This window comes from Pseudomonas pisciculturae (assembly GCF_015461805.1).
GTDB classification, from domain to species: domain Bacteria; phylum Pseudomonadota; class Gammaproteobacteria; order Pseudomonadales; family Pseudomonadaceae; genus Aquipseudomonas; species Aquipseudomonas pisciculturae.
The window spans coordinates 383,485-395,921 of the sequence record NZ_JACVZE010000005.1 but is presented as its reverse complement, the minus strand read 5'-3'; the positions used below and the strand labels follow the sequence as shown (position 1 = coordinate 395,921).

Here is a 12,437-nt window from a genome sequence, read left to right as displayed (position 1 = left end):
GTTGTGGCGAGCGGTATGCTCATAGGGCAAAGGCAGTGCAAAAAGTGCAGCAGTGGTATTTTTTATAGGCCCATCAGCTTCCCTGTCTGTCTCTCCGGCAAGGGCGTGGTGCCGGCGAGCATTCCTATCTTTTGGCCCGTTCGGGCGAGCTTTACGTGATGCCGGGCGATCAGCCTGCCGCTGACATTGCTCAGCACTGGGTATCGAGAGGTGCCGGGTTTACCGTCCACAGGCACGACTTGCGCAACCACTTCGCCCACCTCGACGGCGTCGCCGAGCTTTTTCTTCCAGGCGATGATTCCTGTGGCGGGGGACATGAGGTGAGACACGCCTTCCAGTGGGTAAACCGTGATGGCGTGAGTGCTGGACTCGTCTGCGCCTTCAGCCTCGATCAGGCCTTGCTGCTGGAAGAACCGTACGATTCCCCGCGCATCCTCGGCGGCGATATCGTCTTCCACATCGGCCTGGCCGCGCAGTTCCAAGGTGGCTGAAAAGCCCAGGTGCGCGGTGTCCACCAGCCCGAGCTTGAGCAGCTCTTTCCAGGCCTTGGCGTAGCACTCATCCAGCGGAAAGCCACCGGCTTCATCTTCTAGAAACACGGCGTCGACGCCTGTGGCGGCGGCCAGATTCAACGCACGCTGGCGCTGATTCAGGTTGGCGTAGATGTGCAGGATGCTGGAGGTATCACAATGCAGATCGAGCACGATGTCGTGCTCAAGGGCTTGCTTGAGCAGCCAATATTTATTGGCGGCCACGGCCTCGCTGGGCGCGACGCTATTCATCGCCTTGGCAAATAGCGCCTTGATGCTTGCGACGTCATTTGTTGCGGGCGGGTTGCTCGTGAGCTCACGTTTGAGTTGCGGGGTGATGTCGGGGAAATTCCGATTGAAATTCTCCCCATTCGCCAGGTTGTAGCGGCCCACCATTTGCCCGAACACCTGCTGGCCCAACCCTACCGGGTTGGCGAAGGGGACGATCACGATCCGGCCTATAACGCGCCCTCGCGCTTCCAGTGCTTGAAGCTGCGTCATGACGTGCTGGATCACCAGCAGGCCAGGATGTTCATCAGCATGGATGCCCGCTTGCAGGTAAGCGCTGCGCTTGGCATCGGCAGGGCCGAAGCTGTGTTTGAACAGGGTGTGCGTCGTCCCAGGCGTCTGAGAAGGGAGGACGAATGCTTCGGTTATCGCCATGATCCGGGCCTGCTTTTTGTGTACATTTATTCCATGCTGTACTTTTATTCTATATAGTTCAAGCCCTGTCGTTGACAATTCCTGGAAAATAACAATGAACAACCATGAACAAGACACGCGGCAAAACCCCACCGGGTTTCGCCAGGACATGCAGGCGCGGCATATCGTGATGTTGGCGGTGGGAGGCGTCATCGGCACTGGGCTATTCCTGGCCTCGGGGTATACCGTCAGCCAGGCCGGGCCGTTGGGCGCGGTGATTGCCTACTTGGTGGGCGCGTTGATGGTGTATTGCGTGATGATGTGCCTGGGTGAACTGGCTGTGCATATGCCCGAAACAGGCTCGTTCAGTAGCTACGCCACGCGCTACCTCGGAGGGGGCACAGGTTATGCGGTGGCCTGGTTGTATTGGTTGAGTTGGACCGTCGCGATTGGCTCGGAACTGATTGGCGCCGGGGTATTGATGGAACGCTGGTTTCCCGGTGTGCCGATCTGGATATGGTCCGCAGTCTTTTCAGTGGTGGTGCTGGCGAGCAATATGCTGTCGGTACGCGTATTTGCTGAAACAGAGTTCTGGCTTTCGCTGGTCAAGGCGCTGACCGTACTGGTGTTCATCCTCATCGGGGCAGCGGCGATCACTGGGTTTGTGCCGTTCCCCGATGCGCATCAAACCGGGTTTTCCAACTTCACGCGTGAGGGGTGGTTCCCCACGGGATTCAGCGCTATCGGCATGGCGTTACTGGCCGTGGCGTTTGCTTTTGCCGGCACCGAAGTGATCGGTATTGCGGCGGGCGAAACCAGTGACCCACGTAAAAACGTACCGCGCGCGTCGAAAGCCACGATGATGCGTCTGGCGATTTTCTTTGTGGGCACCATCATCGTCATCGCCACCTTGTTACCCCGTGAGCAGGCCGGACTGTCCGAAAGCCCGTTCGTCACGGTATTCAGCAAGATTGGCATTCCCTATGCCGCCGACATCATGAACCTGGTGATCATCACTGCGCTGATCTCCGCCGCCAACTCTGGCCTTTACGCATCGGCCAGGATGCTTTGGACGTTGGGTGACCAAGGGCAACTGCCCAAAATTTTTTGCAGACTGACCAAGGCGGGCATTCCCCTCAATGCCATCATCTTCAGCATGCTGGGCGGCCTGACATCCTTGTTCAGCAGTTTTTTTGCCGCCGACACGGTGTATCTGGCATTGGTATCGATTGCCGGTGTTGCCATTGTGATCGTCTGGATGGCGATTGCTGCGAGCCAGATGGCGTTTCGACGACGCTTCCTGGCCGAAGGTGGGCAGTTGGCGAGTTTGGGCTACAAAGTGCGTTGGTACCCTTGGGTACCTTTGATTGCGCTGACGTCTTGCGGGCTGGCGTGCGTGGGGATTGCCTTCGACCCACAACAGCGGATTGCCCTGTACTTCAGCGTGCCCTTCATCGGGTTCTGCTACTTTGCGTACTATGTCGGGCAATACAGAAGGGGGATCAGCCGCTCTCTGGCCGGGTGAGTTTGTGAGCATATCTAGTGCTCGCCGGCCAGCGGGCTGCCCTCAGATTGATGCGTGTTGCCTGGCTGCGCGCCGATCCAGTTCGGCGCGAATGTCGGGGTAGAGTTTATCCAGCCGATAAAACTGCATCACCAGGATCGACACGCCAACCAACAGGGTGGGGAGATACAAAAAACCGGCGCTGATCGCCTCCAGCGCCTGGGGGCTTTGCGGTTGGTTGGCGACGTATCCCCCCCAGCCCAGCAGCAAGGCCGAGGCGGCGCCGGCGCAGGCCATGGTCAACTTGCCGACAAACGTGATGATCGAGGACAACGCGCCGGCCGCACTGACGCCGGTTTTCCATTCGCCGTAGTCAACCGGGTCGGCTTGCATCGAGTAGTAGATGCCCAGCCGCATGCCTTGCCCCACGGCGGCGATGACCGAGCCCACCAGCAATCCCGTGAGGTTCAAGCCACTGCCGATCATCAGTAGCATGCCCAGCATGTTCACCAGGCTTGCCAGGGTGAAAACGCTGCGCTTGTACCAGCGCGCCGCCAACAACGGGGTGAGTGCCGTACCCAGCAGCGGTACAAAGGTGGAAATGCCGGCAAATAGCGGCACCAGGTCAGGGCGCTGCACGGCGTAAGTGAAGAAATAGATCAAACCACCCTGGTACAGAAAAAATGCGCCCCACATGAAAAACACATTGAGGGTGAAGATCTGCCAGGGCCGGTTGTGCTTCAACGACTGCAAGACACGCATCAGACTCACAGGTTCGGTGGGTTGATCCACGCGCTCCTTGAGGGTGAAGAAGCTGACCAACAGCAGCACACTGGCGAACACGGCGATGACTGTCATCATCAGGAAAAACCCGTGCCGTTGTGAACCTCCTCCCAGGATGTCCACCAGGGGAATCACCAGCAAACTGGCGGCGGTGGCCCCCAATGCGCCGAAGATGATCCGGTAGGTCGCCAGCACTGTCCGTTCCTTGGCGCTGCGGGTCAGGCTCGGCAGTATCGACGCCAAGGGGATGTTGACCACGCTGTAACAGATCGACAGCATCAGATAGGTGATGAAGGCATAGGCCCATAGCGCCTGGCCTTGAAGGCCCGGGCTGTAGAACGACAATACCGCGAACACCCCAAGCGGAATGGCGCCGAAGGCGATGTAGGGGCGTGAGCGACCCCAGCGTGTGTTGGTTTTATCGATACATAAGCCAACGGCGACATCTGCGGCGCCGTCAAGTAAACGCGCCAGCAGAAACAACAACGCGACATCCGCGGCCGCCAGCCCCATGACGTCCGTGTAGAAAAACATCAGGTAGGTGGCGGTAATGCCCCAGATCAGGTTGCAGGAGAAGTCTGCGGCACCGAAGCCCAGGCGTTGCTTCATCAGATCTCGAAAGTGACCTGGCGTGGTATTCATGGTGGTTATCCTTGTTGGTCGGGTGCAAAAAAGTCAAAGCGCGGTCACGGGTGGGTGGGTATCACCAGCCATATTCCAATTGCACGCCGGCAATCGAACCGTGCAGGTCCGAACCAAACGAGCCGGTGTCAGACAGTGCGGAGCCCGGCGCGCTGTCATTGGCCGCCAATTGCGCAGCCTTGCTCCAGCTGGCATAGGTGTAGAACAGACGAAACTCCGGGCGCAGCGCAAAGCCTGGGCCTTTGGGCGACCAGGCGGTGGCCAGCGTCACTTTGTTCAAGTAGCGAATACCTTCCCGAGACTGGATGCGGTCGTAGCCCAACTCTGAGATCAGCTTGATCTGCTCGCTCACGCCGTAGGTGGTTCGCCCGCCCAATGACAGCCAGTCTTCGCCGCGTTCAGGCTGGCCCTGGTTACGCTGGTAAAGCGCCTCCAGTTGCACGCCAAAGCGGGGCAACAGTTGCCATTCCAGGCCGTCAATCAATCGGTAACTGCGGCTGCTTGCATCGGCCGTTACGCTGCCCGTCAGCCCCAGGCCGATGCCCGGTCCCTGGCCATACTGGAACGCGAGCTTGTTGCGGCCGGTGTCGCCGATTTTCTGGTTGTGCTGGACCCCCAGCGACCAACCGGAGTGGGCGTTCTCAGTGCCGGACGGCTTTTTTAACAGGTTGACGCCGACCTCCACGTCTCCATCCTTGTTGGTACGAAAACCGGCGACGTTGAAGTCCTGGCGGGTAACGGCGTCTTTCTGGAACACGCTGTCTTTGCGCGAGTAGACGTAGCTGTAGCGCAGGTCGCCGATGCGCACCTCGTCGAAGCCAAACCCCGTGGCGCTCTGGTTCCAATAGACGAAGTCCGAGATGCCGATGTTCTTGCGCTTGTAATAGCGCCGCCCCGCCCAGAAATTGCCGCCATTGAGCGCCGCGACATTGCGCCAGTCCACAAACATCTGTGCCATGCGTATGCGGCCGCCGCTCTCGCCGTTGAAAGTCCATTCGCGGTCATAGGGGTTGAGCAACGCCGGCATGCCTTGCACCGCGACCACGGAGCCGTCATCGAGGCTGAGCAATTTTTGCGTGAGCATGATTTCGGCGTATTGCTCGCACTCATTGCCCAAACGGTATTTGCTCGAAGCCCCTGGCAGTTTGAAGCAAGCGCCTTGTGCACCCGATTGGTTGAAAAGAGTGCCTGTACGCAGGTAACCGTTTGTTTCCAAGGCGAGGGAACTGGCTGAGGCACTCAGTGCACCGACACACAGTAAGCTTTTGAAGAACGCGGCAGGGCAGTGATTTGCGGTGGAAGGCTTGTGCATGTCTTGCAACCTTTGCTGATATTTTTATTGGTTGTTGTCAGAAGGCATTGCTACTGAAACGCAGGCGAACGCCGTCCGTGGGCGCGAGTGAATCTCGCGCCGTTAGCGGGCCGATCAATGCGTTTTCAGGTGAAGCGTGGCCCGGGTCTCGGGCCGGGAAGGGTCAGCTCAAGTACTTGCGGATGAAGTACACCGGCGTACAGCTCCAGGCATGGCAGTAGCTGTTCACGTGCTTGCTGCCGTAGGGCGAGGTGAGTGGGTCCTGGGGGTCGTAGGCTTCCCAGAATGTGTCGGCGCCAGCGTCTACCATCGCGCCCCAGTACTGTTCAATCAGCGTCCGAGCCTCGCCGTCAGCACCCACGTCGAATAACGCTTCAAGCAAATAGTGATAGAGGTAAGGGGTTTGGGGTTTGACGGCCTCGGGCAAGCGCATCACGGTGGTCATCGCCCTGGCGGCGGTGGCGTCATCGACAACCCGTGCCAGGCTCAACCAGATTTGCGAGGCCCAGGAAATCTGGCGCTGTGGCCCGCTGACGAAGCAACCCAGGGTGGCGTCGAAATAACGTTCCCGAGCGACCGTTACCATCTTTTCGATGCGCGCCGGGTAATCGGCGACCTCATGCTCAAGGTCCAACGCGCACGCCAATTCGTAGACATGGCGCAAGGTGTAGATCGTCAATCCTTGGATCGCGGCGCTTTTGTCCAGGCCTTCACGCCAGTCGATAAAGACCCATTCGTCCTCGGGCACGATAAACAGGCCATCGGCATTCAGGTACTGACACACCAGGTCCATTTGCCGGGCAACCACCGGCCATAACTCATGGCCTGTCCCCCAGTCCCCTGAAGCGCGGCAGTATTCCAGTACGGTACTGCCGAACAATGCCGCATAGTCAACGATCATGACTTGGCCCAGGCGTGGCGCGGGCTTTTCGTAGATGCAGGCGGTGAGGAACCCGTCTTCACGGGGCAACCCGGCAAACAGGTACAGGCAGCGCTTGACCAGGCCGTACTGCTCGAAGCTGACCGCGTTGGCCAATGCTTGCAGGCGCAGGTCGCCAATCCACAAACGCTGGTCGCGCTTGGGGCCGTCCTCGAAGCTGGTCTGCATGCAGTCGCGCAGGGTCGCCAGTGATACTTCGTCAATCCGCTGCAACAGCGGTGATGCAAAACCTGCGGGGCGCCCGCGATCTTCACCGGCGCTGGTCAGTGCATGCGCTTTGATCTGGCTGAAGGTCACGTTGAAATTGCGTGAGGTGTAGATCACCTCGACTTTCACATAGCGAAAGGCATACCGGCGGGGCAACCGCACCTGCTGTGGCAAGAAATCCACATTGATCAGTTCGTCGGCAATCCACGCACCGCTAAGCCAACCCTGATGTGGATACGCTGATTCGGCAACGTCACTGGGGACTTCACCAAACGTCAGGCGCAACCGCGCCGGTGCGTCGACGCCTTTTCCGGTCCAGCCCAAATAGAACGACAGGTGCCCGGTGCGGTGCCCGCCGAAGTCCAGGATGAAGCTGTCGCCGTCGCTGAAACTTGCGTGTTCCAGTTCGCCGATGTCTGCAACCTTGAGCATGCGATAGCCCAGGGCGGCGCCGGCATCGGCTTGGGCCGTGACCACGGCCAACGGCGTCTGGGCCGTTTCGATCAGCACAGGGGTCAGGCTTTCTGCGGTCTCTATCCAATGGGGATGGCGATCGGCAGTGTCATGGGTGATGGCAGTGTTCAACAAAAGGTCATCCTCGGTGTGGGAGATGTGCGGTATCAGGCACGAGGGCTGTGGGGCAGGCCTGAACGTGCGGCGCTGTTGCCGGCATAGGCTTTTACGGCCAGCAACCCCATCAGGCAGATGAGCGCCGGCCCCAGGCAGCGAATGCCCTTGATCGCCGCGAGCGCATCGGTTGTCTGGGCCAGGGAATTGGGCACATAGCCAAAGGCGTCCATCAGCACTCCGGCGAATGCCGCCGACAAGGCAAAGCCGGCTTGCATGGACAGTGCATTGAAGGAAAACAGCACGCCATCGGCGCGTTGTTGGGTCTGTTGCTCCACCCGGTCCGCCATCTCGGCCATCAAGCCGGTGATGGACACCAGCAAACCACCAATACCGGTGCTGGCCAGTGCTGCCAGGCACATATACAGCTCAACCTGGTGAATCGGCAGGAACCACATGCTCAGGCTGGCAATGCCCAATACTGTGAAGGCCAGCGCTGCGGTCAGGCGGTTGCCCAGTTTGAACTTGACGATGAAAAACGGCGCGAGGAAGGCACCCACCACCTTGAAGGTGTAGCTGGTGAAGATGTACGTCGGCACCAGGTCCGCACGCAGCAGGTAGTACTTGATGTAGTAGATACCGGCGCTGTTCTGCAAACCCACCCCTAGGCCGAAGGAGAGCATGCAAACAATCACGCAGCACACGCCAGGGTTGTGCTTGAGCAATGCCAGGTAGTGGCTCATTTTCAGCGGCGTATCGTTGCGCTGTACATGACGTTCCTTGACGTTGCTCACCAGCAACAAGGCGAACAGACTGCCCAGCACCGCTACTGCAACCCCTAGCCAAAGGTAGCCGCGTTGGTCATTGCCATTGCCCATCAGCACTACGAACGGTAATACCAGCGGCGCCACGATCATCCCGGCGATATTGGAAAAGGCCCGGCCACTGGCGATCAGTTGGCTGCGCTCATCCAGGCGTTTGGTCAGGCTGGGCACCATGCCCCAGATCGCCACGTCGATGCAGGTAAAGCACAAACCCGCCAGGTTGTAGGTCACCAGGGCATACAGGAATTTCAAGGGCAGGGGCAGGTCCGGTACGAAGAACACCGCAACCGTCGTGCAGGCAAAGGGCAGGGTGGCAAAGGCGATATACGGCCGAAAACGGCCCCAGCGCGTGTAGGTGCGGTCCATCACCGCCCCCAGGATCGGGTTGGATACCGCATCGATCAGCTTGGTAATCAGCAGCACCAGGCCAGCCAGTGAAGCGGTCAGTCCAAACACGTCGGTGTAGAACACCATCAAGTAGGAGACGGTGACGACACTGAAAATGTCCTTGCTGAAGGCGCCAACGCCAAAGCTCAGTTTTTCTCTGAATGAGAGTTTCAAGGTGCATGACTCGCTATGTTTATTCTTGTGTTGGCGAGTCTACTGATGCAGCGAAGAAGATATTTTGCTGGGGGCGCCAATATTTTCAGGTGGTTGGCAGCGGCAGAACAATGGGCCTGTTTGGTGCAAGACGTCAGGTGGTTTGTCGCAGGCCACGTTGTTCGCTGGGCGTCAGCCCAAAGGTGTTTCGATAAGAGCGGCAGAAGTGCGAGATATTTTTGAAGCCGCTTGAGAAGGCGATTTCTGTAATGGAGGCCTGGCTACTGACCAAACGTGCTTGCGCGTAGCTGAGCCTTAGATGGTTGAGGTAGGCGTCAGGTGTGCGACCGGTTTCCCTTTTCAGGATGCGATAAAGGTTGCGCGATGAAATACCGAAGTTGATGCCGACTTGCTCCCAGTCGAAGTCCTGGGTGCATTGAGCATTGATATACGCCAGCAGCCGATCGACATTGCTCCGTGCATCCAACGCCAACTGTTGCCCCACCGGCTGCGCGCGCTGGCTGATCATCGAGAGCAGTTGGAGGATGTAACCCTCACGCCGGACGGCTTGGCGCGGCCCGGCGATACCGAGGTTCTGGCTCAGCTCGGTCAGCACCGACTTGATCGCCGGCCTGTCACCACGGCTGACCCAAAGCCCGTGATGCAAGTCCCCGGCGCAGCTTTTGCTCAAGGTTTCAGCGAAAGTAGGGATGCAATTAAACGGTTTGTTGGGCGTACTTAGCACATTCGTCAAACACAACTGACCCATGTCGCTGTAGAAATGCGCATCGCTATGGCGTACGAAAAACACATCGCCCGTTTGTATGAAGCGCGGCTGACCGTTGCACACATGGGTGCCGCTGCCACTGTCGACGATCACCAGTTCATCGAACTCATGCTCGTGTTCGGTGACGTTGACTTCGGGGTAAGTGGCATGGATGGCCAGCGCTTGGTCTTCGTGGGCAATGTAGTTGTGCCAACTGAGCTTATGCATTTTTAGGCTCCAGCATCATGCTGAATAAACAGTGGCGCAATTTATCAATCCGTCGATACGGGCGCCACTGCCAATGCCTTGCACCGGGATACCTTTAAGTTATCGCTGGGTGCATCGCTGTAACGTGTTCGCTAGAGGCATTGTGTCCAGATTCACCACCTTCTCATAAGAAAAACCGATACCCCCTTTAAGATTTCCCAGAGGCGGTATAGGCCCCTACGGCCTTAGAGTCATGCCCAACGTTCCCGGTTGAGGCATGACCGCTCGGAATTTCTACAAAAATAAGAAGGTGAGAGCATGAGTAACGAGACGGTCGATATCAAAGCGTGGATCGACAACCGGCCGGTTGCCCGCTACCAGTGGTTGATCATGGCCCTGTGTTTTTTCATTGTGCTGTTCGATGGGTTTGATGTGGCGGTGATGGGCTTTATTGCGCCGTCGCTGATTCAGGAGTGGGGCCTGTCCAAGGCGGCGTTCGGCCCGGTGATGAGCGCCGGCATGATCGGCCTGGCCATTGGCGCCTTGACTGCCGGCCCTTACGCCGACCGGTTGGGGCGCAAGAAGGTGCTGCTGATTGCCGTGACTGGTTTCAGCGTGTTGAGCCTGGCCTGTGCTTTTGCTCGCAACCCCTATGAACTGGCAGGGTTGCGCTTGCTCACCGGCATCGCGCTGGGGGCGGCGTTGCCCAACACCACCACGTTGTTGTCCGAGTACCTGCCAGAGCGCAATCGCTCGCTGTTTATCACCATCATGTTCACTGGCTTCAACATGGGTTCGGGGCTGGGTGGTTTTCTGGCGGCCTGGCTGATTCCCCAACACGGCTGGCAGTCGGTGTTGCTGGCCGGCGGGGTGTTGCCGCTGTTGCTGCTGCCGTTCATGTGGTCGCTGTTGCCGGAGTCTGCGCGTTTCCTGGCGGCACGTAACGCCTCCAGCGCACAGATCGCCAAGGTGCTGAACAAGTTGGGTGGCAGTTTTAACGCGGCCACCCGTTTTGTCCTGGCCGAGCCCCAGGCCCAGCAAAAAGCCCCGTTGCGTATGTTGTTCTCCGAGCAGTACCGCTTTGGCACCTTGGCGCTGTGGGCCACCTACTTCATGGGCTTGCTGGTGATCTACCTGACCATGGGCTGGATGCCGACGCTGTTGCGTGAAGGTGGTTTGTCCATTGAGCGTGCGGCAACCATCACCGGCCTGTTCCAGATTGGCGGCACGGTGGGCGCGATTGTGGTCGGCTGGGCCATGGATCGCCGCAACCCGAACGCGGTGATCGCCACGTCGTATGCCTTGGGCGGTGCATTCATCCTGTTACTCGGGGCGTTCAGCCTGGAGTCGAGCCTGCTGGCGTTTGGCGTGGTTGCCGCTGGCTTCTGCATGAGCGGCGCACAGACCGGTCTCAACGCCTTTGCGCCGGGTTACTACCCCACGGACTTTCGCGCCACCGGGGTGAGCTGGATGCTGGGCATCGGCCGCTTCGGGGCTATATTCGGCTCACTGATTGGGGGGGCGGTACTGAGCCTCGGGCTTGGCCTGCCGCTGCTGTTCGCCCTGCTGAGCGTGCCGGCCTTTATCGCTGCGCTGGCGATATTGGCCAACGGGCATGCACGCCGCCGGGTTGGCCGGGCATTGCTGGCGCACTAATTTATTCACATAGGAATTCGTCATGGCACGCATCATTGGTGGCCTCGCTGTATCCCATACCCCGACCATCGGCTTTGCCGTTGATCACGACAAACAGAACGAGGCTGCCTGGGCGCCGATTTTCGAAGGCTTCGAGCCGATCAAGGTGTGGCTCAAAGAGCAGCAGCCGGACGTGCTGTTCTACATCTTCAACGACCACGTGACTTCGTTCTTCTTTGATCACTACGGCGTGTTTTCCTTGGGCGTGGATGAGCGCTACGAGGTCGCCGACGAAGGCGGCAACCCGCGTGAATTACCGGGTGTGAGCGGGCATGCGGCGTTGTCACGGCATATCGGCGAAAGCCTGGTGGCGGACGAGTTCGACATGAGTTTCTTCCGCGACAAACCGCTGGACCACGGCTTCTTCTCGCCAATGTCGGCGCTGTTGCCCTGTGATCCCGAGTGGCCGGTGCAGATCGTGCCGCTGCAGGTCGGCGTGTTGCAGTTCCCGGTGCCCAGTGCCTTGCGTTGCTACAAGCTGGGACTGGCGTTGCGCCGTGCCATCGAGAGCTACCCCGAGGACTTGAAGGTGGCTATCGTCGCCACCGGCGGTGTGTCCCACCAGGTACACGGTGAGCGTTGCGGCTTCAACAACCCGCAGTGGGATGCGCAGTTCATCGACCTGCTGGTCAACGACCCGGTGCGTCTCACGCAAATGACCCTGGCTGAATTCGCCACCCTGGGCGGCATGGAAGGCGCCGAGGTGATCACCTGGCTGATCATGCGCGGTGCGTTGTCGGCCACGGTGAACAACCTGCACCAGGACTACTACCTGCCGTCAATGACCGGCATCGCCACCTTGTTGCTGGAGAACCAGGGCCCGCCAGTGCCTGCCGAGGTCAACGCGCGCCACTTGCAGCACATGGGTTACCAACTGGCGGGCATTGAGAAGCTCGAAGGCACCTACCCGTTCACCCTGGAGCGCAGTGCCAAGGGCTACCGGCTGAACAAGTTCCTACACCGCATGATCGAGCCCGAATGGCGCCAGCGCTTCCTCGAGACCCAGGAAGTACTGTTCGAAGAAGGCGCACTCAGCGAAGAAGAGCGCGACCTGCTGCGCCGCCGGGATTGGCGTGGCTTGATCCACTACGGCGCGATCTTCTTTGTGCTGGAAAAACTTGCCGCTGTCCTCGGAGTACCCAACCTGCACGTCTATGCAGCAATGCGCGGCGAAAGCCTTGAAGACTTCATGAAAACCCGTAACCAGCAAGTGCTCTACTCGGTGGCGGGCAAAACCCCGCGCTAACACCTTAACCGTCCCTCAGATCGACTTCCCTG

General features: G+C 59.0%; 9 protein-coding genes. 3 read left to right on the top strand and 6 right to left on the bottom strand.

Annotated elements, in window-relative coordinates; all coding sequences use genetic code 11:
* Positions 1-62: 62 nt before the first annotated feature.
* On the bottom strand, positions 63-1,193 hold the full coding sequence (locus tag ICY20_RS16275) for a succinylglutamate desuccinylase/aspartoacylase family protein (protein WP_194937988.1): 1,131 nt from the start codon (positions 1,191-1,193) through the stop codon (positions 63-65).
* A gap of 94 nt (positions 1,194-1,287) precedes the next feature.
* Between ICY20_RS16275 and ICY20_RS16270 the strand changes: the two genes are divergently transcribed.
* Complete coding sequence (locus tag ICY20_RS16270; RefSeq protein ID WP_228758452.1) at positions 1,288-2,697, top strand: amino acid permease; 1,410 nt, start codon at positions 1,288-1,290, stop codon at positions 2,695-2,697.
* A gap of 42 nt (positions 2,698-2,739) precedes the next feature.
* Here ICY20_RS16270 and ICY20_RS16265 read toward each other — a convergent pair whose 3' ends face one another.
* The 5 genes from ICY20_RS16265 to ICY20_RS16245 all read right to left on the bottom strand — a co-directional run bounded on the left by ICY20_RS16265 (position 2,740) and on the right by ICY20_RS16245 (position 9,485).
* Complete coding sequence (locus ICY20_RS16265) at positions 2,740-4,101, bottom strand: MFS transporter (RefSeq protein ID WP_194937987.1); 1,362 nt, start codon at positions 4,099-4,101, stop codon at positions 2,740-2,742.
* A gap of 61 nt (positions 4,102-4,162) precedes the next feature.
* Positions 4,163-5,413: a maltoporin gene (locus ICY20_RS16260; RefSeq protein ID WP_194937986.1), complete on the bottom strand. Its 1,251-nt coding sequence runs from the start codon at positions 5,411-5,413 to the stop codon at positions 4,163-4,165.
* 163 nt (positions 5,414-5,576) lie between these two features.
* Positions 5,577-7,145: an alpha-L-rhamnosidase-related protein gene (locus tag ICY20_RS16255; RefSeq protein ID WP_228758451.1), complete on the bottom strand. Its 1,569-nt coding sequence runs from the start codon at positions 7,143-7,145 to the stop codon at positions 5,577-5,579.
* A 35-nt stretch (positions 7,146-7,180) separates the two neighbouring features.
* On the bottom strand, positions 7,181-8,512 hold the full coding sequence (locus ICY20_RS16250) for an MFS transporter (RefSeq protein ID WP_194937985.1): 1,332 nt from the start codon (positions 8,510-8,512) through the stop codon (positions 7,181-7,183).
* A gap of 133 nt (positions 8,513-8,645) precedes the next feature.
* Positions 8,646-9,485 carry a helix-turn-helix domain-containing protein gene (locus ICY20_RS16245; protein ID WP_194937984.1) on the bottom strand — a complete coding sequence of 280 codons (840 nt, stop codon included), beginning with the start codon at positions 9,483-9,485 and terminating at the stop codon, positions 8,646-8,648.
* Between the two features lie 297 nt (positions 9,486-9,782).
* On the opposite strand from ICY20_RS16245, the gene ICY20_RS16240 reads away from it, so the two are divergent.
* Both ICY20_RS16240 and ICY20_RS16235 read left to right on the top strand, forming a co-directional pair.
* Positions 9,783-11,120 carry an MFS transporter gene (locus tag ICY20_RS16240; RefSeq protein ID WP_194937983.1) on the top strand — a complete coding sequence of 446 codons (1,338 nt, stop codon included), beginning with the start codon at positions 9,783-9,785 and terminating at the stop codon, positions 11,118-11,120.
* Between the two features lie 22 nt (positions 11,121-11,142).
* Positions 11,143-12,405, top strand: coding sequence for a gallate dioxygenase (locus ICY20_RS16235; protein WP_194937982.1), 1,263 nt, complete (start codon positions 11,143-11,145; stop codon positions 12,403-12,405).
* Positions 12,406-12,437 lie beyond the last annotated feature (32 nt).

Bases quoted from the DNA above. Each gene is read 5' to 3' on its own strand.
- ICY20_RS16275 (WP_194937988.1), bottom strand. From the start codon at position 1,193: ATGGCGATAACCGAAGCATTCGTCCTCCCTTCTCAGACGCCTGGGACG.
- ICY20_RS16270 (WP_228758452.1), top strand. From the start codon at position 1,288: ATGAACAACCATGAACAAGACACGCGGCAAAACCCCACCGGGTTTCGC.
- ICY20_RS16265 (WP_194937987.1), bottom strand. From the start codon at position 4,101: ATGAATACCACGCCAGGTCACTTTCGAGATCTGATGAAGCAACGCCTG.
- ICY20_RS16260 (WP_194937986.1), bottom strand. From the start codon at position 5,413: ATGCACAAGCCTTCCACCGCAAATCACTGCCCTGCCGCGTTCTTCAAA.
- ICY20_RS16245 (WP_194937984.1), bottom strand. From the start codon at position 9,485: ATGCATAAGCTCAGTTGGCACAACTACATTGCCCACGAAGACCAAGCG.
- ICY20_RS16240 (WP_194937983.1), top strand. From the start codon at position 9,783: ATGAGTAACGAGACGGTCGATATCAAAGCGTGGATCGACAACCGGCCG.
- ICY20_RS16235 (WP_194937982.1), top strand. From the start codon at position 11,143: ATGGCACGCATCATTGGTGGCCTCGCTGTATCCCATACCCCGACCATC.